25 protein-coding genes are annotated in these 23,211 nt (G+C 65.4%); 14 read left to right on the top strand and 11 right to left on the bottom strand.

The genetic code is table 11. From position 1 onward, the window contains the following. Positions 1 to 115: 115 nt before the first annotated feature. The 6 genes from AC2TZ7_RS04900 (at position 116) to grxD (ending at position 6,162) form a co-directional block, all read left to right on the top strand. Positions 116 to 1,018 (top strand): LysR family transcriptional regulator, encoded by a 903-nt coding sequence (locus tag AC2TZ7_RS04900; RefSeq protein WP_078522049.1) that lies wholly within the window; start codon positions 116 to 118, stop codon positions 1,016 to 1,018. Between the two features lie 426 nt (positions 1,019 to 1,444). Beyond that, positions 1,445 to 2,041, top strand: coding sequence for a hypothetical protein (locus tag AC2TZ7_RS04895; protein WP_489866090.1), 597 nt, complete (start codon positions 1,445 to 1,447; stop codon positions 2,039 to 2,041). Between the two features lie 141 nt (positions 2,042 to 2,182). Then, positions 2,183 to 4,345 (top strand): phosphoribosylformylglycinamidine synthase subunit PurL, encoded by a 2,163-nt coding sequence (gene purL / locus AC2TZ7_RS04890; RefSeq protein ID WP_489866089.1) that lies wholly within the window; start codon positions 2,183 to 2,185, stop codon positions 4,343 to 4,345. A gap of 101 nt (positions 4,346 to 4,446) precedes the next feature. Continuing rightward, the gene (locus AC2TZ7_RS04885; RefSeq protein ID WP_489866088.1) at positions 4,447 to 5,439 is read left to right on the top strand and encodes an FUSC family protein; all 993 of its coding nucleotides are present in this window, start codon (positions 4,447 to 4,449) and stop codon (positions 5,437 to 5,439) included. Between the two features lie 78 nt (positions 5,440 to 5,517). Beyond that, entirely contained in the window at positions 5,518 to 5,760 is a 243-nt protein-coding gene (locus tag AC2TZ7_RS04880) for a BolA/IbaG family iron-sulfur metabolism protein (RefSeq protein ID WP_075775791.1), read from the top strand. 42 nt (positions 5,761 to 5,802) lie between these two features. Next, positions 5,803 to 6,162, top strand: coding sequence for a Grx4 family monothiol glutaredoxin (grxD, locus tag AC2TZ7_RS04875; protein WP_489866087.1), 360 nt, complete (start codon positions 5,803 to 5,805; stop codon positions 6,160 to 6,162). A 105-nt stretch (positions 6,163 to 6,267) separates the two neighbouring features. Here grxD and AC2TZ7_RS04870 read toward each other — a convergent pair whose 3' ends face one another. The 3 genes from AC2TZ7_RS04870 to AC2TZ7_RS04860 form a co-directional block, all read right to left on the bottom strand. Further along, on the bottom strand, positions 6,268 to 6,891 hold the full coding sequence (locus AC2TZ7_RS04870) for a DUF1523 family protein (RefSeq protein ID WP_078540327.1): 624 nt from the start codon (positions 6,889 to 6,891) through the stop codon (positions 6,268 to 6,270). Positions 6,892 to 6,898: 7 nt separating this feature from the next. Continuing rightward, positions 6,899 to 7,177 carry a hypothetical protein gene (locus AC2TZ7_RS04865; RefSeq protein WP_489866086.1) on the bottom strand — a complete coding sequence of 93 codons (279 nt, stop codon included), beginning with the start codon at positions 7,175 to 7,177 and terminating at the stop codon, positions 6,899 to 6,901. Between the two features lie 61 nt (positions 7,178 to 7,238). After that, entirely contained in the window at positions 7,239 to 7,547 is a 309-nt protein-coding gene (locus tag AC2TZ7_RS04860; RefSeq protein WP_489866085.1) for a hypothetical protein, read from the bottom strand. 115 nt (positions 7,548 to 7,662) lie between these two features. Here AC2TZ7_RS04860 and AC2TZ7_RS04855 point away from each other — a divergent pair, with 115 nt between their 5' ends. Next, positions 7,663 to 8,943 (top strand): acetylornithine deacetylase/succinyl-diaminopimelate desuccinylase family protein, encoded by a 1,281-nt coding sequence (locus AC2TZ7_RS04855; protein WP_489866084.1) that lies wholly within the window; start codon positions 7,663 to 7,665, stop codon positions 8,941 to 8,943. Between the two features lie 137 nt (positions 8,944 to 9,080). Here AC2TZ7_RS04855 and panC read toward each other — a convergent pair whose 3' ends face one another. From panC to AC2TZ7_RS04840, 3 genes are all read right to left on the bottom strand, one after another. After that, positions 9,081 to 9,920 (bottom strand): pantoate--beta-alanine ligase, encoded by an 840-nt coding sequence (gene panC, locus AC2TZ7_RS04850; protein WP_489866083.1) that lies wholly within the window; start codon positions 9,918 to 9,920, stop codon positions 9,081 to 9,083. After that, on the bottom strand, positions 9,917 to 10,741 hold the full coding sequence (gene panB, locus AC2TZ7_RS04845; protein ID WP_078604386.1) for a 3-methyl-2-oxobutanoate hydroxymethyltransferase: 825 nt from the start codon (positions 10,739 to 10,741) through the stop codon (positions 9,917 to 9,919). Before panB ends, panC begins: the two co-directional genes overlap by 4 nt. Before the next feature lie 192 nt (positions 10,742 to 10,933). After that, entirely contained in the window at positions 10,934 to 11,866 is a 933-nt protein-coding gene (locus AC2TZ7_RS04840) for a L,D-transpeptidase (protein WP_489866082.1), read from the bottom strand. Positions 11,867 to 12,064: 198 nt separating this feature from the next. Between AC2TZ7_RS04840 and AC2TZ7_RS04835 the strand changes: the two genes are divergently transcribed. From AC2TZ7_RS04835 to AC2TZ7_RS04810, 6 genes are all read left to right on the top strand, one after another. Then, a complete protein-coding gene (locus AC2TZ7_RS04835; RefSeq protein ID WP_489866081.1) occupies positions 12,065 to 13,510 on the top strand; it encodes an aldehyde dehydrogenase family protein in 1,446 nt (481 codons plus the stop codon). 118 nt (positions 13,511 to 13,628) lie between these two features. After that, positions 13,629 to 14,369 carry an SDR family oxidoreductase gene (locus AC2TZ7_RS04830; protein ID WP_489866080.1) on the top strand — a complete coding sequence of 247 codons (741 nt, stop codon included), beginning with the start codon at positions 13,629 to 13,631 and terminating at the stop codon, positions 14,367 to 14,369. 63 nt (positions 14,370 to 14,432) lie between these two features. Beyond that, positions 14,433 to 15,443: a P1 family peptidase gene (locus tag AC2TZ7_RS04825; RefSeq protein ID WP_489866079.1), complete on the top strand. Its 1,011-nt coding sequence runs from the start codon at positions 14,433 to 14,435 to the stop codon at positions 15,441 to 15,443. Positions 15,444 to 15,476: 33 nt separating this feature from the next. Next, positions 15,477 to 16,955 (top strand): NAD-dependent succinate-semialdehyde dehydrogenase, encoded by a 1,479-nt coding sequence (locus AC2TZ7_RS04820; RefSeq protein ID WP_489866078.1) that lies wholly within the window; start codon positions 15,477 to 15,479, stop codon positions 16,953 to 16,955. Positions 16,956 to 17,068: 113 nt separating this feature from the next. Further along, a complete protein-coding gene (locus AC2TZ7_RS04815) occupies positions 17,069 to 18,472 on the top strand; it encodes a YcjX family GTP-binding protein (RefSeq protein WP_489866784.1) in 1,404 nt (467 codons plus the stop codon). Next, positions 18,469 to 19,467 carry a YcjF family protein gene (locus AC2TZ7_RS04810; RefSeq protein ID WP_489866077.1) on the top strand — a complete coding sequence of 333 codons (999 nt, stop codon included), beginning with the start codon at positions 18,469 to 18,471 and terminating at the stop codon, positions 19,465 to 19,467. Before AC2TZ7_RS04815 ends, AC2TZ7_RS04810 begins: the two co-directional genes overlap by 4 nt. 129 nt (positions 19,468 to 19,596) lie before the next feature. Here AC2TZ7_RS04810 and AC2TZ7_RS04805 read toward each other — a convergent pair whose 3' ends face one another. The 4 genes from AC2TZ7_RS04805 to ruvC form a co-directional block, all read right to left on the bottom strand. Then, positions 19,597 to 20,004 carry a group III truncated hemoglobin gene (locus AC2TZ7_RS04805; RefSeq protein ID WP_472159184.1) on the bottom strand — a complete coding sequence of 136 codons (408 nt, stop codon included), beginning with the start codon at positions 20,002 to 20,004 and terminating at the stop codon, positions 19,597 to 19,599. Then, the gene (gene ruvB / locus AC2TZ7_RS04800; RefSeq protein ID WP_489866076.1) at positions 19,997 to 21,031 is read right to left on the bottom strand and encodes a Holliday junction branch migration DNA helicase RuvB; all 1,035 of its coding nucleotides are present in this window, start codon (positions 21,029 to 21,031) and stop codon (positions 19,997 to 19,999) included. The genes AC2TZ7_RS04805 and ruvB overlap by 8 nt, the downstream gene beginning before the upstream one ends. 85 nt (positions 21,032 to 21,116) lie before the next feature. After that, entirely contained in the window at positions 21,117 to 21,785 is a 669-nt protein-coding gene (ruvA, locus tag AC2TZ7_RS04795) for a Holliday junction branch migration protein RuvA (RefSeq protein ID WP_489866075.1), read from the bottom strand. Next, entirely contained in the window at positions 21,782 to 22,315 is a 534-nt protein-coding gene (gene ruvC / locus AC2TZ7_RS04790) for a crossover junction endodeoxyribonuclease RuvC (protein WP_098409801.1), read from the bottom strand. Before ruvC ends, ruvA begins: the two co-directional genes overlap by 4 nt. 215 nt (positions 22,316 to 22,530) lie before the next feature. Here ruvC and AC2TZ7_RS04785 point away from each other — a divergent pair, with 215 nt between their 5' ends. Continuing rightward, positions 22,531 to 22,716 carry a DUF1127 domain-containing protein gene (locus tag AC2TZ7_RS04785; protein ID WP_489866074.1) on the top strand — a complete coding sequence of 62 codons (186 nt, stop codon included), beginning with the start codon at positions 22,531 to 22,533 and terminating at the stop codon, positions 22,714 to 22,716. A gap of 78 nt (positions 22,717 to 22,794) precedes the next feature. On the opposite strand, the gene AC2TZ7_RS04780 is transcribed toward AC2TZ7_RS04785, so the two are convergent. After that, the gene (locus AC2TZ7_RS04780; RefSeq protein ID WP_489866073.1) at positions 22,795 to 23,142 is read right to left on the bottom strand and encodes a hypothetical protein; all 348 of its coding nucleotides are present in this window, start codon (positions 23,140 to 23,142) and stop codon (positions 22,795 to 22,797) included. Between the last annotated feature and the right edge of the window lie 69 nt (positions 23,143 to 23,211).

Genomic DNA, 23,211 nt, shown 5'->3' with positions numbered 1-23,211 from the left:
TCATAATATCTGACCTAGAAAGCGGAAAATTGTTACTTAGCGGTTTCGTAAATCGTCAAGATTAATGTAAAGAAACTTGCGCGGAACAGCAGTTGATAAAGCGAAAGTGACCTTAATGGATTGGGACAAGCTCAGAATCTTTCATGCAGTGGCCGATGCGGGGTCTTTGACCCATGCTGGCGACGCATTGCATCTGTCTCAATCTGCCGTGAGCAGACAGATCCGGGCGCTCGAAGAGGCCCTCGGAACGACTCTTTTTCACCGTCACGCCCGCGGACTGATTCTCACCGAGCAGGGAGAATTGCTGTTCGAAGCCACCTCGTCGATGGCGAAAAAGCTCGACAGCGCCTCCGCGCGCATCCGTGACAGCGAAGAGGAAGTCTTCGGCGAGCTGCGCGTGACCACCACGACGGGCTTCGGCACGCTGTGGCTCGCGCCGCGTCTGACTAAGCTCTACGAGAAGTATCCCGATCTGAAAATCGACCTCATGCTGGAGGAGCGGGTTCTCGACCTGCCGATGCGCGAGGCCGATGTCGCCGTGCGCATGAAAGAGCCCGCGCAGGCCGACCTGATCCGCAAGCGTCTGCTGAACATCCGGATGCGGCTTTACGCGACCTCCGAATATCTCGCGAAATGGGGCTCGCCCGAAAAGATCGAGGATCTGCGCAAGCATCGCCTGATCTGCCAGACCCCGCGCACCCCGCAAGTGCAGGCGGGCGCGCAGCTCGCGCGGCAGGTTCTGGCCTTCGATCAAAGCTCGACGCTGACGGTGAACAACTACTTCGGCGTGCTGCAGGCGGTGCTGAACCATATCGGCATCGGCATCCTGCCCGACTACCTGACCGCCGATTTCAACGATCTGCAGCGGGTGCTGCCCGATCTGGAATCGGTCGAGATCCCGATCTTCCTCGCCTACCCCGAAGAGCTGCGCTCTTCGCGCCGTGTGACCGCTTTCCGCGACTTCATTCAGGAAGAAATCACCAACTATCGGCGCTTCCAGGCGGGTGATTCAACCTAGGGTTGCACCGCGACTTTACCGCAACGCATACCGGCCATGATGCGCCCGCAGCATGTTTTCCCTTGATGCGTTAACAAACTGCCCATAAATGAGGCTCAGAAGGGTTGGCCGTGCCGAAAGGCGCAGCACCTTCTACCTCCCTGTTGGACTTTGGCCGAGCTTTGCTCGGCCTTTTTTTTGTCCAACGCCCGGATGCGGCTTTCACGCAGGGCACGAAGGCCCCTCCCCACAGCCCAGACCTCACGAAATTTCACGCGGTCGCGACCCGGAAAACCCCGCCCTACGCGCAACTATCCCCTTAGGTTCATTTAAAATTCCACGATCTCGTTCACAAAAATTTCAGTGAACTTTCGCCGATTCAGCCCGTTCCTTTTCCGACGCCAGCAACGGCGCAGCACTTGAGTAACCAGTTGGAAGGATACAGACATGACTACCGCGAAAAACATCTTTGCCGCTTCGACCGCTCTTATTGGCGCGATGACCATCGCAGGCTCGGCTTCGGCCCTCGACCTGTCGAAAGTGCCCTCCACGAATAATGATGACGGCCAGTATTACGGCATCGCCGACTATCGCACCGGCACCGTGCCGGGTCAGGAAACCTCGATGGGCACGCCGCCCGCGGTGACCTCCTCGAATACTTTCGAGTCGACCGACCAGTACGGCATCACCGACGTGAAGACCGGCACCGCGACGTTCAACAGCACCTCGATGGGTGAGGAAATGATCCCCGCGCAGCGCCAGCTGACCGACGAAGCCGGCATCACGGGCATGAAAACCGCCGCCAATGCCGAAGACAAGGCGATGAGCGTCGACGGCAACATCATCGGCATGATCGAGAAGGTCGAAGCGAATGACGGCTACGACACCGTCTATATCCGCACCTCGCCGAAGCTCGACACCACCGTGTCGCTGTTCAAGATCAACGTGCCGAAAGGCGCAGCCGCCAATGGTCAGGTCAAGCTCGGCTGGACCGTGTCGGAACTGCTGACCAATCTCGAGACGCAGGTGGACATGCGCTCGTAATCCGGGCTGCACTTGATACGTGCTTTTACGACGCGGGGCCTTCGAGCCTCGCGTTTTTTCTTTCCGCAACGTCCGGCCTCTCTTTTCCCCCTGCACATATTCGCCTAATAGGGGCGGCGAAGCCGATGCCGGAGGATCCTCATGAACGAGCCGCAGATCACGCCTGATCTCATCGCAGCCCATGGCCTGAAACCCGACGAGTACGACCGGATCCTCGAGATCATCGGACGCGAGCCGACTTTCACCGAGCTCGGGATCTTCTCGGCGATGTGGAACGAGCACTGCTCCTACAAGTCGTCGAAGAAATGGCTGCGCACGCTGCACACCGAGGGCGATCAGGTCATCTGCGGTCCGGGCGAGAATGCGGGCGTCGTCGATATCGGCGACGGGCAGGCCGTGGTCTTCAAGATGGAGAGCCACAACCACCCCTCCTATATCGAACCGCATCAGGGGGCTGCGACCGGCGTGGGCGGCATCCTGCGCGACGTGTTCACCATGGGCGCGCGCCCGGTGGCCGCGATGGACAGCCTGAGCTTCGGGATGCCCGACCACCCCAAGACCTCCCATGTCGTGAAAGGCGTGGTCGAGGGCGTGGGCGGTTACGGCAACTGCTTCGGCGTGCCGAACGTGGGCGGCGAAGTGCGCTTCCACCCCTCCTATAACGGCAACTGCCTCGTGAACGCCTTCGCGGCGGGCCTCGCGGATGCCGACAAGATCTTCTACTCCGCCGCCTCCGGCATCGGCATGCCGGTCGTCTATCTCGGCGCGAAGACGGGCCGAGACGGCGTCGGCGGCGCGACCATGGCCTCGGCCGAGTTCGACGACACGATCGAAGAGAAGCGCCCCACCGTTCAGGTCGGCGACCCCTTCACCGAGAAATGCCTGCTGGAGGCCTGCCTCGAGCTGATGCAGACCGGCGCCGTGATCTCTATTCAGGACATGGGGGCCGCAGGCCTGACCTGCTCCGCGGTCGAGATGGGCGACAAGGGCGGCCTCGGCGTGCAGCTCAACCTCGACGCGGTCCCGCAGCGCGAAGCCGCGATGACCGCCTATGAGATGATGCTGTCGGAGAGCCAGGAGCGGATGCTCATGGTCCTCAACCCCGAGAAGGAAGACATCGCGCGCGAGATCTTCGTGAAATGGGATCTCGATTTCGCCATCGTCGGCGAGACCATCGCGGAAGACCGTTTCCTGATCGTGCATGGCAACGAGGTGAAAGCCGACGTTCCGCTGTCGAAACTGTCCTCGGAAGCCCCCGAATACGATCGTCCGTGGGTCGAGACGCCCGTCGCGACCGCTGGCGAGGCGCTGCCCGAGATCGGTGCGATCGATGCGCTCAAGGCGCTGATCGGCTCGCCGAACTACGCGCATAAGTCCTGGGTCTATGAGCAATACGACACGCAGGTGATGGGCGACACGGTGCGCCGTCCGGGTCTCGGCGCGGGTGTCGTGCGCGTGCACGGCACCGACAAGGCGCTGGCCTTCACTGCCGATGTGACCCCGCGCTACGTCAAGGCGAACCCCTTTGAGGGCGGCAAGCAGGCCGTGGCCGAAGCGTATCGCAACCTGACCGCCGTGGGCGCGAAGCCGCTGGCCTCCACCGACAACCTGAACTTCGGCAACCCCGAAAAGCCCGAGATCATGGGCCAGTTCGTGGGTGCCATCAAAGGTATCGACGCCGCGGTGCGCGCGCTCGACATGCCGATCGTGTCGGGCAACGTCTCGCTTTACAACGAGACCGACGGTACCGGCATCCTGCCCACGCCGACCATCGGCGCGGTCGGTCTGCTGAGCTCGCTCGACGAGCTGATCGCGGGCCTGCCGACGGCGGGCGACGTGGCGATGGTGATCGGCGAGACCAAGGGTCACCTCGATCAATCCGCGCTGGCGTTTGAAGCCTTCGGGCTCGAGTCGGGCGACGCGCCCGAGGTCGATCTCGACGTCGAGAAACGCAATGGCGAGTTCCTGCGCGAGAACCGCGCGCTGGTCAAAGGCGCAAGCGATCTCTCGGACGGGGGCCTCGCGCTCGCAGCTTTCGAGATGGCGGAAGAAGCCGGTCTGGGCGTTACGCTCGAGGCTGACGACATCGCGACGCTCTTCGGCGAGGATCAGGGCCGCTACCTCGTGGCGTGCTCCTTCGATCAGGCCGAGGCGCTGATGGTTGCAGCCCGCCGCGCCGAGGTACCGCTTTATACCGTGGGTCGCTTCGGCGGTGACACGGTCGGCTTCGGTTCGGACAGCGCCCCGCTGGAGGAACTGTCGGCCCTCTATCGCAGTGCGTTCAAAGCGGCGATCGACGCCTGAGTTCTGTGACCTGACGCAGGGCGGACATGCGCGCCGGGCGGTTCCTGACCGCCCGCGCACAAGCTAATGTCGCGGCGATCCACCGATTTCAGGTTCCCGCTTTGACCAGTTCCACCCTCGCCTATGCCGCCCGGCTGTTCCTCGCCGCGACGCTCGCCCTGACTGCCGCCCGGCTACTGGGCCTGACCAATATCTACTGGGCGGCCATGCCGATCTGGGTCGTGATCCAGCCCCATCGCGAAGACATGGCCCTGCGCGCGGTGCTGCGGGTCGCAGGCACCTTGGTCGGTGCCGGTATCGGCATCGCCGCGCTGACATGGCTGCCGGTGCCGGGAATCGCGCTGACCGTGGCACTCACGGCGGCCATCGGCGTCGGCATCGCCTACCGGATCGGGACGCATTGGGCCTATGGCTTCACGCTGATGGCGATCACGATCGGCGTGGTGGTGATGCCCGCGCTGGGGATGGGGGCGGATGCAATCCCGCTCGCGCTCGACCGGGTCGCCTGCACCCTTCTGGGCGTCATCTCGGTGACGGCGGTGAACTGGCTCTTCACGCCGGCCCGTCGCGCGCCGATGCCGCCGCGCCCGAACCCGCATTTCGTACAGCAGCTTTGGTTGCGCATGGCGGCGGTGGCGGTGCTCACCGGCGGGGCCACGCTGATCGACGCCCATTTCACCCATCCCGCCGCGACGGCCGCCGCGCTTTCTGTGATCGTCTTCTCTTCGGTGCTGGGCTCCATGCCGAATCCGCGCCCCGCCGTGCGCTTCCTCATTCCCGGTGTCGCGCTTGGCGTGCTCGCCGCCGTCGCCTATCGCGGGCTTACGCATCAGTCGGGCGGCGATCAGACCGAGCTTCTGATCCTCGCCTTCGCCTTCATCGCAGGCGGTGCGCTGCTGCGCGCCCATCCCCGCACCACGCTGATGGGGATCGACATCAACATGTGCTTCCTGCTCGCCGGAGAGATCGGCGCGCCCGGCCATTCCCTGCCCGTAACGGCCGCCGGAGCCGCCGCGATGTTCATCGGCAGCGTGGTCATCGCGACGCTCATGTTTTTCCTATCGCGATTGCACCCGCTAGCGGCCACCGCATAGGTCCGCGCCCCCGCGCATCCCCTTGCAGCCAGCCGCCGCGCCACTTAAGTTTGCGGCAAAGGACGAGGAGCCCTATTTATGGCAATGGAAGCCCATGACATCGAAGCCCTGATCCGGGCCGAATTCCCCGATGCCAAGATCACGATCACCGATCTCGCCGGGGACGGGAATCATTGGGCAGCGGAGGTCATCGACGAGAGCTTCCGCGGCAAGAACCGTGTCCAGCAACAGCGCGCGGTCTATGCCGCGCTCAAAGGGGCGATGGACGGGCCGAACGGGGTGCTGCATGCGCTCGCTTTGACCACCAAGGCGCCCGAGTGATTTCACACACGTCTCCAAGCGGGACGGAGAAAGGATTTAGCGATGAACGCGCAAGACCAAATCGCCCAGCAAATCTCTGAGAATGACGTCGTTCTCTTCATGAAGGGCACCAAGGACATGCCGCAATGCGGATTTTCGAGCCGCGTCGCGGGCGTGCTCAACTTCATGGGCGTGACCTACAAGGACGTCAACGTGCTCGCGGATCAGGACATCCGTCAGGGCATCAAGGACTATTCGGACTGGCCGACCATCCCGCAGCTCTACGTCAAAGGCGAGTTCGTCGGCGGCTGCGACATCATCACCGAGATGGCCCTCTCGGGCGAGTTGGACCAGCTGTTCGAGACCAAGGGCGTGAGCTTCAACAAGGACGCCGCCGAGCAGATCCGCGCCGCCAACGCGTAAGTGCAGATCACCTGATTATCGAAAGCCCCGCCCTTAAGTGGCGGGGCTTTTGCGTTTAAGTGGCGGTCTGAGTCGGGCGCGGCCTGGCGGCCCTGCACCCTCGTCTCACTTGCGCCCGATGAAGCGGTCGAACCAGCCCTTCGCGCCCTCCTCGGCATCGTCCCAGGCCTCGCTCGCATCCTCGAATAACGGGTCGATCGAGCGTTGGCGGAACTGCCGCCACATCGCCCGAATCGTCAGCAAGACGATGACCAGAAGCGTCAGGATGATGATGCTGCCCCAGGGAATGATCCGCGTATCCGGCCCCGGCACGACCTTCAGCCCGACCGCATTGGGGTAGATCGTCAGCCAGCGCGAGCGCCAGCCATAGCGCGTCACCGACACCCAGATCGGATCGGCCGAGGTCGAGATCAGCGACTCCGCCTGCGCCTGCAGGTCCGAACTGTCGAGCTTGAAATAAGGCGGCCAGCCCCAGCCGGTATCCTCGTTGCGGAAGACCAGCGTCTTGCCGTTGGGCCGCACCGAGTTGATGAAACGCACGTCGCGGCTCGTCGCGGTCGCGGTGCCGACGTCGGGCGCGGCCCAGAAGATCGAGTTCTCGCCGAAATCGACGCGGCGCACCTCGGTGCCGACGATCCGCACGATGTCATGACGCGGCAGGTTGTAATGCAGGAACACCGCGACGAAGCCGATCACGACCAGCCAGAAGCCCCATTTCACGTAACGCATCGGATTCTCACCTGTAATTCATCAGATAGATAATGAGCCCCACCACGACGATCGGCAGGACATAGACCAGCCAGATCAGCTTGCGCAGCAGGCTTTTCTCATAGTCCCGCATCCCGGCCTCGACGAAGGTATCGCGCGTGGTCTCGGCCCGGCCTTCGGCGGCGGCCTCGTTCCAATCCTCTTCCAGCGCCTCGCGCCGGACCGACCGGGCATAGAGACGCACCAGCCAGAACAGGATCGTCAGCACGATCAGCCCGAAGATCGCCAGTCGAATCAAGGCCAGCATCGCGCGCCCTCCTTGCCCCTCGCTGTCGCAAGCCTAGGCCGCGGCGGCGCGGTTGACCAGATCAGCCCTTCCGACGCTCCATGCCGATCCGGATCAGCTTGATCACGATGGCCGAAGCCGCGACCGGGATCAGCGCGAGCACATAGGTCGCGGCGAACATCTGGCGCGGCACGTAGCCGTTCGAGCAGCTCGCCGTGTCGGAGAAGAAATGCAGCACGAAGCCCGCACCGCAGGCGGTGCCGGTCATGTAGAAAGCAGGCACGATCATCGCGACAGGCACCAGCGCCAAAAGCTTCGCCCAGTCGTATTTCGACAGCCACCCTCCGACCGCAATGCAAAGCACGAGCGCGAAGGCCAAGAACAGGTTCATCCGTCCCTCCGTAGGAATTTGAACCGCAATAGCGCGCGGGGGCGGTAAAAGCCATGTGTTTTCAGTCCTTGCGTTTTCGCTTGGCCCGCGGCGGCGCCCGGCGCTAGCCTTGGGTATGGACCTCGCCACCCGCCTGAAATCCGCCATCGACGCGCGCCGCGACGAACTGATCGCGCTGACGCAGGCACTGATCCGCATCCCGACACTGAACCCGCCGGGGCGCAATTACCGCGAAATATGCGACTTCCTCGCCGCCTATCTCTCCGAGCGCGGCTTCACGACCGAACTGATCCGCGCCCATGGCGCGCCCGGCGACAGCGAGACCTATCCGCGCTGGAACCTCGTCGCCCGCATCGAGGGCGCGCACCCCGGCGACTGCGTGCATTTCAATTCGCATCACGACGTGGTCGAGATCGGCCATGGCTGGACCCGCGATCCGTTCGCAGCCGAGATCGACGGAGACCGCATCTACGGGCGCGGCGCCTGCGACATGAAAGGCGGGCTCGCCGCCTCGGTGATCGCGGCGGAGGCCTTCCTCGACATCTGCCCCGATTTCGCGGGCAGCATCGAGATTTCCGCCACTGCCGACGAGGAATCGGGCGGCTATGGCGGCGTGGCCTATCTGGCCGAGCAAGGCCGCTTCGATCCCGCCCGCGTGCAGCATGTCATCATCCCCGAGCCGCTGCACAAGGACCAGATCTGCCTCGGCCATCGCGGCGTCTGGTGGGCCGAGATCGAGACCCATGGCCGCATCGCGCATGGCTCGATGCCGTTTCTGGGCGACAGCGCGATCCGCCATATGAGCGCCGTTCTGAGCGAGATGGAGGAGACGCTCTACCCGCTCCTTCTGGGCAAGCAGACCGAGATGCCCGTGATCCCCGAGGGCGCGCGGGCCTCGACCCTGAACGTCAATTCGATCCATGGCGGCGCGCCGGAAGAGGGGGCCGATTACACCGGCCTGCCCACGCCCTGCGTCGCCGATCGCTGCCGCATCGTGATCGACCGGCGCTTTTTGATCGAGGAAGACCTTGCAGAGGTAAAGGCCGAAATCACCGACCTGATGGAGCGCGTGAAAGCCCAGCGTCCGAGCTTCCGCTATGAAATCCGCGACCTGTTCGAGGTGCAGCCCACGATGACCGACAAGGGCGCGCCGATCGTGCGCTCCACCGCCGCCGCAATCGAGGCCGTGCTCGGGCGCGAGGCGGCTTACGTCGTCTCTCCCGGCACCTATGACCAGAAGCATATCGACCGGATCGGGCGGCTGCAGAATTGCATCGCCTACGGGCCGGGGCTACTGGAACTCGCCCATCAGCCCGACGAATGGGTCGGCATCGAGGATATGGCCGACAGCGCGAAGGTCATGGCGCTGGTTCTGGCAGAGTTGCTGGGGACTTAGGGGCGCTGCCCCTCGGCGCGGGCCGCGCCTCACCCCGGGATATTTCAACCAAGGCGAAGCAGGATCATTTCCGTCTTCGGGCTTGCCCAAGTATCCCGGGGGCGACGCAGTCGCGGGGGCAGCGCCCCCTCGAGTTATCAGACGGCGATATTGTCGATCAGGCGCACATCGCCCAGCCAGATCGCGGCCAGCATCCGCGCCGGTTGCGACAGGTCCGTCGCAGGTTTCAGCCCGTCGACCGTGCGCAGTTCGAGATAGTCGAGCGCCCCGAAGCCCGCGTCTTTCAGCTCGGCTTTCGCATCGTTGAGCGCGCCCTCGACCGGCACGCCGTCGCGGATCTTCGCGGCAGTCTCCTGCATCACCGTATGCAGGCGCGGCGCCAGTTCGCGCTCCTCAGCCGTCAGCCGCACATTGCGCGAGGACATCGCGAGCCCGTCCTCCTCGCGGATGGTCGGGCAGCCGATGATGCGGATCGGCATGTTGAGATCGCGGGTGAGCTGCTGGACCACCTGCAATTGCTGCCAGTCCTTCTCGCCGAAGAACGCGCGCCCCGCCTGCGTCATGCCGAAAAGCTTCGAGCAGACCGTCGCCACGCCGTCGAAATGGCCGGGCCGAAACGCGCCTTCCAGCGGCTCGGTGATGCCCGCGACGGACACGGTGGTGGCGAAGCCGTCGGGATAGACCTCGTCCACGCCCGGCGCAAAGAGCACATCGACCCCTTCCGCTTCCAGAAGCGCCAGATCCTGCGCCTCGTCGCGCGGGTATTTGTCGAGGTCCGAGGCGTTGTTGAACTGCATCGGGTTCACGAAGACCGTCACGATCACACGGTCCGATTGCTTGCGCGCGGCGCGGGCGAGGCTGAGGTGGCCGTCATGCAGCGCGCCCATCGTCGGCACCACGCCGACCAGCATCCCCGAGCGTTTCCACGCTGCCACCTTGTCGCGCAGTTCAGCGGCCTTGCGGATCACCTGCGTCATTTCTTCACCTCATCGGCGAAGCTGTGCTCGGCTGCCGGGAAGCTGCGGTCGCGCACCTCGGCTGCGTAATCGGCGACGGCGGCTTCGGCTTCCTGACCGAGCTGGCCGAAACGCTTGACGAATTTCGGTTTGAAATCGGTGAAGAGGCCCAGCATGTCGTCGACCACCAGCACCTGCCCGTCGCAGCCCGCGCCCGCGCCGATGCCGACGGTGGGGATAGCGACCATCGCGGTGATCTCGTCGGCCAGCCCCTGCGGCACTTTCTCCAGCACCACCGAGAAGGCGCCCGCGTCGGCCACCGCCTTCGCATCCTTGACCAGACGCGCCCGGCTGTCGCCGCGGCCCTGCACCTTGTAGCCGCCCAGCGTGTTCACCGATTGCGGGGTCAGCCCGATATGGGCCTGCACCGGGATACCGCGCGCGGTCAGAAAGGCGATGGTCTCGGCCATATGCGCCCCACCTTCGAGCTTCACCGCCCCCGCGCCGGTCTCGGCCATCAGACGCGAGGCATTGCGGAACGCCTGCGCCGGGCTTTCCTCATACGACCCGAACGGCATGTCGATCACCATCAGCGCATTCGACAGGCCGCGTGCGACCGCTTGGCCGTGGAGGATCATCATCTCCATCGTCACGCCCAGCGTCGAGGGCAGCCCGTGGAGCACCATGCCCACCGAGTCGCCAACCAGCACGAGATCGCAATGGCTGTCGACCAGCTTCGCAATCGGCGTGGTGTAGGCGGTCAGGCAAACGATCGGCGCGCCGCCCTTCATCGCGAGAATATCTGCGGGCATTTTCTGCCGCGTGGTTCCGGTGACGCTCATGGCATCCTCCTGATCTGCTTGCGCGCGAGTCCTAGCGTCACCCGGCCCGCAAGGAAAGACGTGAACGCGCAAACGCTGCGGCATCGGGGCGCGTATCGCGCGATTTGGCACGGTTCTGGAGGGTCCGCAGCGCAAGAAAAACGGCGCGAGGTTGCCCCCGCGCCGTGAGTGTCATCTCGAAAATCGGCTCGATCAGTTGGTGGTATCGACGCAGGTGCCGGTGCCGGAATAGCCGCAATCGACGGTGGAGCTGGCGGTCTCGCCCGAGCCGCCGACCTCTTGGGCCATCGCGACCGAAGCCTGATGCTGCTCTTCTTCGACCTTCTGCTGATCGGGGATCTGGCCCGCTTTCCACGCGGCCTCGTCCTCGTTGATCGCCACCTGATTATAGGCGGAGACCACATAGCCCGAATGCAGCTGTACGACCGGACCTTCCATCTCGAGGCTCTCGGCGCGGCTGCGCACCTTCACCGGCGTGCCCTTCGGCACTTTCGAGAACAGGTCGATGATGTCCTGATTGAACAGACGGATACAGCCAGCCGAGGTCGCACGCCCGATCGAGGACGGGTCCATCGTGCCGTGAATCCGGTAATAGGTATCCCGGTTGCCCTGGTAGAGATAAAGCGCACGCGCGCCCAGCGGGTTGTCCAGACCGCCCGGCAGACCGTCTTTCAGCGGCCCGTAGAGGTCGGGATCTTCCTTGATCATGTTCTGGGTCGGCGTCCAGCTCGGATATTCCTGCTTGCGCTTGATCGTGGCATCGCCCGAGAAGGTCTTGCCGTCGCGGCCCACCGCGATGCCGTAGCGCTCTGCTTTGCCCGGCTCGGTGATGTAGTAGAGGAACCGCGCATAGGGATCGACGACGATCGTCCCGACAGCTTCAGGCCCGTGATAGGGCACGATCTGACGACGGTTCCGTTCCACCAGATATTTCGGATTGATCGCCGGGATGGTTTTCCCGTCATCCTCGCGCGCCTGATATTCGGAGGGCACGGCCTTCGTCGACTGGGTCGGTTGCGCGTAGCGCTGTTCCGGCGCACTCGCGCAGGCTGCCAAGATGCCAGCCAGCCCGAAGAGCATGGCCGGGCGGATTGCGCGTTTGAGCGTCGAATAACTCGCGGTCACTTGCAATTTTCCTGTCTCTTTTTCGGTGGGCCTTCGGCCCGGTTCCGTCATTCAAGGGGCTAGATAGGGGAAAGTTCCCTCCACTCACACTCACATGAATGTGATCTGATCGCGTCCGGCAGATTCCTGCCCTCTTGATTTTCCGCGCGCGCGCGTCGAGCGTGCTGCAAAATCGCGTGACAAGAGGAGGTGCCGCGCATGAGTTTGCCGCTTTGGTTCGATCCCGAGGAGATGTTGATCGGAGGCGTCTGGCGCAAGCCCGATGCGTGCCTTTCCGTGGAATGCCCCTCGGATGGGCGCGAGATGGCGCAGATCGCCCGGGGCGGGAAGCCGGAGATCGACGCGGCGGTCGAGGCCGCACAGGCGGCGCTTGCAGGCGACTGGGGGCAGCTGAGCGCGGCAGAGCGCGGGCGGCTTCTGCTGAAGATGTCCGGGCTCGTGCTGGCCCATGCCGAGGATCTGGCAGTGATCGAGGCGCTCGATGTCGGCAAACCGTTGACGCAGGCGCGTGCCGATGTGGCGGCACTGGCGCGCTATCTCGAATTCTATGGCGGGGCCGCCGACAAGGTGATGGGCGAAACGATCCCCTATCTCAACGGCTACACCGCCTACACGCTGCGCGAGCCGCATGGCGTGACCGCGCATATCGTGCCGTGGAACTACCCGATGCAGATCATCGGGCGTTCGGTCGCAGCGGCGCTGGCGATGGGCAATGCGGCGGTCGTGAAACCTGCCGAGGAAGCCTCGCTCACCGCGCTGGCCTTCGGGCGGATCGCGCAAGAAGCGGGGATGCCGGCCGGTGCGCTCAATATCGTGCCGGGTCTGGGTGAAGAGGCGGGAGCCGCACTCTCGGCCCATCCCGGCATCCAGCATATTTCCTTCACCGGATCGGTCGCGGTCGGCCAGCACATTCAGGCCGCCGCCGCGGCGAATGCCGTGCCGGTCACGCTGGAGCTTGGCGGCAAATCCCCGCAGCTCGTCTTCGAAGATGCCGATCTCGACCGCGCGCTGCCTTTCCTCGTGAATGCAGGCATCCAGAATGCCGGGCAGACCTGTTCGGCCTCGTCGCGCATCCTCGTGCAGCGCAGCCGCCATGACGAGGTGCTGGAGAAGATGGCCGCGCGTTATCGCGGCCTGACGGCGGGGCCCGCGCTTGGCGATCACGACCTCGGCCCGCTGATCTCGGGGCGGCAGAAAGAGATCGTCGAGGGCTATCTGGCGCTCGCCTCCGACCTCACTATCGCGGCTCAAGGCCGGATCGCCGAGGACGTCCCTGCGGGCGGTCATTACGTCGCCCCGACCCTGATCGGCGGCGGCCACGGCGCGCATCGGCTCGCGCAGGAGGAAATCTTCGGCCCGGCGCAGATCGTCATCCCGTTCGAGGACGAAGAAGAGGCCGTCGCCATTGCGAACGGCACAGAATACGGGCTCGTCGCCTCGGTCTGGTCGGAGAATGGCGGGCGAACGATGCGGCTCGCCCGCCGCCTGCGCGCGGGGCAGGTCTTCCTGAACAATTACGGCGCGGGCGGCGGCGTGGAGCTTCCCTTCGGCGGCATCGGCAAATCCGGACACGGGCGCGAGAAAGGGTTCGAGGCGCTCTACGGCTTCTCCACCCTGAAAACCGTCGCCGCGTGGCATGGCTGAGGGTTTCGCCTTGGCGGAAATATCCCGGGGGGCGGTCGGAGACCGGGGGGGGGGGGGCAGAGCCCCCCTTGCACCCGATGTGTCCTGCGACAACAGTAGGCCCCGAGGAGGAGCACCGATGAGACTGGAAGGCAAAAGCGCGATCGTCACCGGCGCGGGCTCGGGCTTCGGCGCGGGGATCGCGCGCCGCTTCGCCGCGGAGGGCGCGCGGGTTCTGGTCGCGGATCTCAACGCCGAGGCCGCGCAGGCCATCGCCGACGAGATCGGCGGCGTGGCCTGCACCGTGGATGTCAGCCGCGATGCGGATGTCGCAGCACTGGCGCAGGCGGCGCGGGAGGCGTTCGGGCAGATCGACATTCTGGTGAACAACGCAGGGACCACCCATCTGCCGAAGCCGATGGAGGAGGTGACCGAGGAGGAGTTCGACCGCGTCCTCACCGTGAACGCGAAATCGGTCTACCTGACGGCGCGCCATATCGTGCCGGGGATGAAAGCGCGCGGCACGGGCGCGATCCTGAACGTGGCCTCCACCGCCGGCGTCAGCCCGCGGCCGAACCTGAGCTGGTACAATGCCTCGAAGGGCTGGATGATCACCGCGACCCGCGCGATGGCGGTGGAGCTTGCGCCCTCCGGGGTCCGCGTCAACGCGATCAACCCCGTCGCCGGAGAGACCCCTCTTCTGAAGAGCTTCATGGGCGAGGACACGCCGGAAATCCGCGCGAAGTTTCTCTCGACCATCCCGCTGGGGCGGTTCTCGACCCCCGAGGACATGGCGAATGCGGCGCTGTTTCTGTGCTCAGACGAGGCGAGCATGATCACCGGCGTCGCGATGGAGGTCGATGGCGGGCGCTGTATCTGAACGCAGGGCATTGAGTTGGGGGCGTTGCCCCCAAACCCCCAGGATATTTGGACCAAGAGGAAGATGAAGGCAGGGCCGAACAATCTGATCACCGATATCGCCGGGCTGCGCGTGGGCAATGCCGAGGATGCGGGCCTACGCTCGGGCGTGAGCGTGCTGCTGGGCGAGCGCCCCTTCACAGCGGCGGTGCAGGTTATGGGCGGCGCGCCGGGGACGCGGGAGACCGATCTTCTGGCGCCGGACAAGCTGGTGCAGGAGGTCGATGCGCTGGTGCTCTCGGGCGGTTCGGCCTTCGGGCTTGGAACCTGCGACGGCGTGATGGCGGGACTGCGCGCGCAAGGCCGCGGATTCGCGGTGGGCGATCAGCGCGTGCCGATCGTGCCCGGCGCGATCCTGTTCGATCTGCTCAATGGCGGCGACAAGAGTTGGACCGAGACGCCCTATCCCGGGCTCGGGCGCGCGGCGCTCGAGGCGGCCTCGGAGCGGTTCGAGATCGGCAGCGCCGGGGCGGGCTTCGGGGCGATGACCGGGACTTTCAAAGGCGGGCTCGGGTCGGCCTCGGCCGTGCTGGAGAGCGGCTTTACCGTCGGCGCGCTGGTGGCGGTGAATGCACTCGGCTCGGTGAGCGTCGGCGAGGGGCCACATTTCTGGGCCGCGCCTTGGGAGATCGCGGGCGAGTTCGGCGGTTTCGGCCCTGCGCCCCAACATGATCCGAGCGCGATGCCCGAACCGATGAAACGTCAGGGCGAGGCCACCACCATCGCCATCGTCGCGACCGATGCCGCCCTCACGCAAGCGCAGGCGCAGCGCATGGCCACGGCCGCCCATGACGGCATGGCGCGGGCCATCGTGCCGTCGCATACCCCGCTCGACGGCGATCTGATCTTCACAGCCGCGACCGGCGAGAAACCCTTGGCCGATCCGGTCCGCGATCCATTCCAGCTTGGCCATGCGGCGTCTTGCGTGCTTGCCCGCGCCATCGCCCGCGCCATCTATGAAGCGAAAGAACACCCCGGCGATCTGCAGCCCTGCTGGCGCAGCCGTTACGGAACATCGAAAAGCCCGGCGCATTGACCGGGCGACCCATCCAGCCCTTCGGAGGACATCATGCTCGACGACAAGACCGACCTCAAATCCATCCTCAAGGACCCCTCGCTTCTGGCGACCAAGGCCTTCGTCGCGGGCGAATGGGTCGATGCCGATGACGGCACCACCTTTGACGTGACCAACCCCGCGCGGGGCGACGTGATCTGCACTGTGCCCGATCTGGGCCGTGCCGAGACTGCCCGCGCCATCGCAGCCGCTGACGAGGCGATGAAGGACTGGGCCGCGCGCACCGGCAAGGAACGCGCGCAGATCATGCGCAAATGGTACGACCTGATGATGGAGAACCAGGACGATCTCGGCGCGATCCTGACCGCCGAGATGGGCAAGCCGCTCGCCGAGGCGAAGGGCGAGATCGCCTATGGCGCAGGCTTCATCGAGTGGTTCGGCGAAGAGGCCAAGCGGGTCTATGGCGAGACGATCCCGGGCCATCAGCGTGACAAGCGGATCACTGTGATCAAGCAGCCGATCGGGGTCGCAGCCTCGATCACGCCGTGGAACTTCCCCAACGCGATGATCGCGCGCAAGGCGGGCCCGGCGCTCGCCGTGGGCTGCGGTTTCGTCTGCCGTCCGGCCTCCGAGACGCCCCTTTCGGCGCTGGCGATGGCGGTGCTGGGCGAACGGGCGGGCCTGCCCAAAGGCATCCTCTCGGTCATCACCTCCGCGAAAGCCTCCGATATCGGCAAGGAGTTCTGCGAGAACCACACGGTGCGCAAGCTGACCTTCACCGGCTCGACCGAGGTGGGCCGCATCCTGCTGCGTCAGGCGGCGGATCAGGTGATGAAATGCTCGATGGAGCTGGGCGGCAACGCACCCTTCATCGTGTTCGACGACGCCGATCTCGATGCGGCGGTCGAAGGCGCAATGGCGTCGAAATTCCGCAACAACGGTCAGACCTGCGTCTGCGCCAACCGCATCTACGTCCAGTCCGGGGTCTATGACGCCTTCGCCGAGAAGCTGGCCAAGGCCGTCAACGCTCTCAAGGTGGGCGACGGCCTCAAGGAAGGCGTCGAGGCCGGTCCGCTGATCAACGAGGAGGCGGTCGAGAAGGTGCAGGAGCACATTCAGGACGTGCTCAAGCATGGCGGCTCGATCGTCACCGGCGGCGCGCGTCACGAAATGGGCGGCACCTTCTTCCAGCCGACCGTGCTGACCGGGGTCACTCAGGAGGCCAAAGTCTCGCATGAGGAGACCTTCGGGCCCGTCGCCCCGCTCTTCAAGTTCGAGACCGAGCAGGAAGCGATCGCCAAGGCCAATGACACGATCTTCGGCCTCGCGAGCTATTTCTACGCCCGCGACGTGGGCCGCATCACCCGCGTGCAGGAGGGGCTGGAATACGGGATCGTCGGCGTGAATACCGGCCTGATCTCGACCGAGGTCGCGCCCTTCGGCGGCGTGAAGCAATCCGGTCTGGGCCGCGAGGGGTCGCATCACGGCGTCGAGGATTACCTCGAGATGAAATATATCTGCCTCGCGGTCTGAGACCGATCCGAGGCGGAAGGACAGTTCAGAGGGCGGGCCGCGTGTCCGCCCTCTCTTTCATTAATACTCACCGCTGCTTATCTTGTTCAGGAATGAGAATGAGGGGCCGGGCTTTGGGCATTTCCGACATTGCGGACGGGATCACGCGCGGGATCGAGGGCATGGGCCATTCGGTCTCTGAGGCGCTGTTCGAACCGGTGATCCGGCTCGGCGTGACGGGTCTGTCGCGCGCGGGCAAGACCGTCTTCATTACATCGTTGGTCGCGAACCTGCTGGATCGCGGGCGGATGCCTGCGCTGGGATCGGCGTCGGATATCACCGCCGCTTACCTGCAGCCGCAGCCCGACGACACCGTCCCGCGCTTCGACTATGAGAGCCACCTTGCCGCGCTGACCGGACCTTCCCCGCATTGGCCGGACGGCACGCGCGCGGTCTCGGAGCTGCGCCTGTCCTTCCGCATCCAGCCGCGCGGGATGCTGGGCGCGGTGCGCGGGCCGCGCGTGGTGCATCTCGACATCGTGGACTATCCCGGCGAGTGGCTGCTCGACCTCGGGCTGATGGACAAAAGCTATGCCGAGTGGTCGGCGGAGGCGCTGGCGCGTCTGCCGAACCGTCCGCAAGGCGTGGAGTATCTGGCGCAATCCGAGGCGGCGGATGGCACGGCCGAATTCACCGAGCCGCAGGCCAAGGCGCTGGCGGCGGGCTTCACGAGGTATCTGGTCGCGGCGCGCGATGCAGGGTTCTCCGACTGCACGCCGGGGCGCTTCCTGTTGCCCGGCGAGATGGCCGGATCGCCCGCTCTGACCTTCGCGCCGCTGCCCGAGGGTGACGCCCCTCGCGGCTCGCTCCGGCGCGAGATGGAGCGCCGCTACGATGCCTATAAGCGCGAGGTCGTACGCCCCTTCTTCCGTGACCATTTCGCCAAGATCGACCGGCAGGTGGTGCTGGTCGATGTGCTGGGCGCGATCCATTCGGGGCCCGCCGCGCTCGACGATCTGCGGCAGGCGATGGCCGATATTCTGGCGGCCTTCCGCCCGGGACGCGCGAGCTGGCTGACCTCGCTGATCGGCGGCAAACGGGTCGAGAAAATCCTCTTCGCCGCCACCAAGGCCGATCACCTACATCACACCCAACACGCCCGCCTGACTGCGATCACCGGCGCGCTGCTGCGCGAAGCCAAGGACCGCGCCGATTTCGCGGGCGCGAAGACGCTGGCCCTGTCGATCGCGGCGCTGCGCAGCACCACGGAAGAAACCCTCTCGCATGACGGGGCGGAGTTGCAGGCGGTGCGCGGGCGGCTGGAGAGCGGCAAATCGGTCGCGCTCTATCCCGGCGAATTGCCCGCCGACCCGGCGCAGCTTCTCTCGCCCGCGGCGCAAGGGGCCTCCGCATGGCTCAATGAGGATTATTCGATCATGAACTTCGCCCCGGCCCCGGTGATCCTGCGACCCGGCGAAGGCCCGCCGCATATCCGGCTCGACCGCGCGGCCGATTTCCTGATCGGGGACAAGCTATGAAAAAACCGGTGATGATCGAGATCGAGGACGCGCCCTCGCCCGCCGAGGCCGCGCCGATCGAGGATATGCCGCATGCGACCGAGGAGCGGCTCGAAGGCCGCGCCATGCAGATCGCGACGCGGCTGGGGGCACGGCGCACCTCGCCCATCGTGCGGTTCTTCTGGCGCGCGAGCGTGGCGCTGGTGGGCTTCCTGATCTCCGTCGCGCTCTGGCGTTTCATCGACGGGCTGTTCGCCACCCATCCGATCCTCGGCTGGATCGGCACCGGGCTGGTCGCGGCCTTCGCGCTTGGCGCTCTGCTGATCACCGGGCGCGAGATCGCCGCCTTCTCGCGGCTGGCGCGGCTCGACAAGGTCCATAAGGAAGTCTCGGAGGCGCTGAGCGAAGATGATCTGAGCCGCGCGCGCAAGGTCACGGCCCATGTCTCGGGCCTCTACGCCGCGCGGCCCGAAATGGATTGGGCGCGCAAGCGGCTGGCCGAGCAAACGGGCGAGGTGCTCGACACGGACACGCTGATGGGGCTGGCGGAGGCCGAGCTGATGGCCCCGCTCGACGCGGCCGCCCGGCTGGAGATCGAGGCCGCCGCGCGTACCGTCGCCACGGTGACAGCCGTCGTGCCGCTGGCACTCGCCGACGTCTTCACAGCCCTCACCGCGAACCTGCGGATGATCCGGCGCATCGCGGAAATCTATGGCGGGCGCTCCGGCACGCTCGGCTCGATCCGGCTGGCACGCACGGTGATGACCCATCTCGTCGCGACCGGTGCGGTGGCGGCCGGCGACGACCTGATCGAGACTGTCACCGGCGGTCATCTGGTCTCGAAACTCTCGCGCCGGTTCGGGGAAGGCGTCATCAACGGCGCACTGACCGCCCGCGTCGGCATCGCCGCGCTGGAGGTCTGCCGTCCGATGCCCTTCCGCAAGTTGCAAAAGCCCCGCGTGACCAACCTGATCGGCCGGTCGCTGACGGGCGTGTTCGGGAAGAAAGAGGACTGATCCTCTTCCTCTTGGCAGAAATATCCCGGGGGGTGAGGCGGGATCAGCGGCCTTCCAGTGGAAGGACGCCCCGCCGAACGCCCGAAGCGCAAGCGAAGGGCCGTCATGGCGGGGGCAGCGCCCCCTCGCCTATTTCAGCTTCGGAATACCGCCCGCAAAGGTCTCGCGTTCGACCACGCCTTGCCGCAGGCTCATGCCGATCCGATGTGCAAGCGCCGACCAGCCCGCCGCCTGCTCGGGCGTGAGCTCCGCGCTCAGCACCTTGTCGAATTCCGCAAGCCAGGTCGAAAACATGCCCGGGCGCACATTGCCCGCCGCGCGGTGGACCTGCATGGGCGAGCCGTCATAGCCCGGCTTGCGCAGGATCGCGTTCTTCCAGAACCGCGCGACCTTGTCCTCATGCGTGGGCCAGTCGGTGACATGCACCGCAAAGACCGGACCGAGCATCGCGTGACCGCGCACGCGCTCGTAGAAGCGCGCGACGACGCGGTCGATCTCCGCCTCGGTGATCTCGAAACGTGCCAAGGGGTCAGCCATCGCCAAAGAAGTCCGTCTGCGGGGTGGCGGGTTTCGGCGCTTCCAGCCCCAGATGCCGCCACGCCCGCGCGCCCAGCATCCGCCCGCGCGGGGTGCGGCTGATCAGGCCCTGTTGCAGCAGGTAGGGCTCGATGACTTCCTCGATCGCGTCGCGGCTTTCCGAGAGCGCGGCCGAAAGCGTCTCCACCCCCACCGGGCCACCGCCGTAATGATCGGCCATCAGCATCATGTAGCGCCGGTCCGCCCCGTCGAGCCCGAGATTGTCGACACCGAGCCGCGTCAGCGCGCGATCCGCGATCTCGCGGGTCAGCCGCCCGTCGCCTTCGACCAGCGCGAAATCGACGACCCTGCGCAGCAGGCGGCCCGCGATGCGCGGAGTACCGCGGGCGCGCTTGGCGATCTCGCGGGTGCCCTCTGGGTCGGACGGAATACCCAAGAGCCGCGACCCGCGCGTCACGATCAGGTCCAGCTCGTCCTCGGTGTAGAATTGCAGCCGCGTCGGGATGCCGAAGCGGTCGCGCAGGGGCGTCGTCAGCAGGCCGAGCCGTGTCGTGGCGCCGACCAGCGTAAAGGGCTGCAGCTCGATCCGCACAGTGCGCGCGGCGGGCCCCTCGCCGATCACCAGATCGAGCTCGAAATCCTCCATCGCGGGGTAGAGCACTTCCTCCACCGCCGGATTCATCCGGTGAATTTCGTCGATGAAGAGCACGTCGCGCGCTTCGAGATTGGTCAGGATCGCGGCCAGATCACCCGCCTTGGCGAGCACCGGCCCCGAGGTCATCTTGAAATTCACGCCCAGCTCGCGCGCCATGATCTGCGCGAGCGTCGTCTTGCCCAGACCGGGCGGGCCGTGGAACAGCGTGTGATCCATCGCCTGAGAGCGCATCTTGGCGCTTTCGATGAAGACGCGCAGATTGGCGCGGGCCTCGGCCTGACCGGTGAATTCCTCCAGCGCCTGCGGGCGCAGGGCGCGGTCGGCGTCTTCGGGCAGGCGGTCGGGCCGCAGGGTGGGATCAGGTTCGCTCATCGTCATTTACTGTCGCGCCTTTGGCGGAGGGGAGCAAGCGGGGCTCTGCCCCGCACCCCGGGATATTTATCCCAAGAGGAAGAGGTCAATCCTTCGGGGCAAGAAGTCGCAGGGCAGCGCGGATTAGCTTCGCCGTGTCGGTGACCTCCGGGTCGTCATTGGCCTGCGCCACGGCCCCGGCCGCGTCCGAGGGCGCATAGCCGAGATTGGTGAGCGCGGAGATCGCCTCGGCGGTGAAGTTCACCTTGGGCGTGGCGGCGGGGGCTGCTTTCTTCGCGGGTTTCTTCGCGGGCGCCTCCTCGATCACATCGGGAGAGGCGTCGACGGTCAGCTCCGCGCCCATCGCCATCACCGAGGGCGCTTTCTCTTTCAGTTCCAGCACCACGCGTTGGGCAAGTTTCGGGCCGACGCCGGGGGCTGATTTCACCGCGGACCAGTCGCCCAGCGCGATCGCGCGACCCAGCCCCTCCGCACCGAGCGTGCCGAGGATCGCGAGCGAAGCCTTCGCCCCGATCCCCTGCACCGAGGTCAGCAGCCGGTGCCATTCCTTCTCCAACAGCGTCGGGAAGCCGAACAGCTGCAGCAGATCCTCGCGCACCAAGAGATCGGTATAGAGCGCGCAGGCCTCGCCCACGGGCGGTAGCGATTGCGCGGTGCGCTGGCTGACATGGACGACATAGCCCACGCCGCGCACGTCGATCATGACATGGTCGAGCGCGCGGTGAATGATGACCCCTGCGATGCGACCGATCATGCGCGCCTCCGCTGGGTTGTGCCCAAGGCATCGCGGGAGAGTTGCGCCGCGTTCATCCGGGCCGCCGATTGCAGATAGAAGGCGTGGCAGATCGCGATGGCGAGCGCATCGGCCGCATCGGCCCCTTCGAACTGCACGCCGGGCAGCTGATGGCGCACCATATGCTGCACCTGCGTCTTGTCGGCATGGCCGACGCCGACGACGGTTTTCTTGATCGCGTTGGGGGCATATTCGCCAACCTCGAGCCCGGCCTGCGCCGGGGCCAGAAGCGCAATGCCGCGCGCCTGCCCCAGTTTCAGCGTCGCCACCGCGTCCTTGTTGACGAAGGTCTGCTCCACCGCCGCCGCCTCGGGGGCGTGGGTCGCGATGACCGCGCTCAGCCCTTCGTGCAGCACCAGCAGGCGCTTTGCCAAATCCTTGCCTTCGGAATGGAGAATCCCGTTCGCGACATGCCTGAGCCGCGATCCGTCCATCTCGATCACGCCCCATCCGAGATTGCGTAACCCCGGATCGATCCCGATCACCCGCATCTGCCCTGCCTCGTTCTCGTGTTGTTTCGCAAGAACTAGCACGAAAAGGGAACATCGACCAGAGGCGATGCAAAAACCGGCCTCATATCACATGCGATTCCTGCATGGCGGGGCTGCCAAAACTGAGATTGTTTTCGCGCCCTGCCAGTCTTATCTGCGCTTCAGAAGATGGAATGCCCGAAACTTGAGCAGTTTGTGAACGAAGGATCCTCCCCATGGCTTCGATGGATATCAACACCCGCATGAGCCGCAGCGCCCGACCGAGCGTCTTTACCTCGCTGATCGCAGCCCTGCACGACTGGAACGACGCACGCGTCACCCGCAAGGCTCTGATGAAGCTCAGCGACCGCGCGCTGGACGATATCGGCCTGACCCGGCTCGACGTGGTGCGCCTGCGCTAACGCGACCGACAGGTCATGCGAAAAGGGCTGCCCCGGCAACGGCGCAGCCCTTTCTTTATGTCTTAATGGCTTTGGCGCTCAGCCGATATACGGCGCGAGCAGCCCGGCGATCTTGCGGGTGATCGGGTCGGCATGCATGACCCAAGCCCCCACCCGTTCGAATTGCGAGCCGTTCGCGAGGCTTGAAACGCGCGCCTCGTAGCTCTCCTGGCCCACCTGGGCGAGCATCGCACCCTTCACCAGCAGAATACCGGCAAAGATCAGCGCCACACCGCGCAGCGGAAAACTGCGGCGCGACTTCGGGCGCATGGAATCAAAATAGCTGCGCCCCAACGCACCGGACGCCTCGAATGCACCGCCTGCTTGATGGATCTGGTCGATCCGATGCAGGCGCTTTTCAAAAGACTCGATTTGCGGATCGCGCATGGCAAACCCCGTTAACTGCGATGCCCCCAAAGGCAATTTCTCAGGTCAGGGTAAAGCAATCCTTACGGC

The organism is Thioclava sp. ISO4 (assembly GCF_058105145.1).
This window is presented reverse-complemented; position numbering and strand designations above follow the sequence as displayed.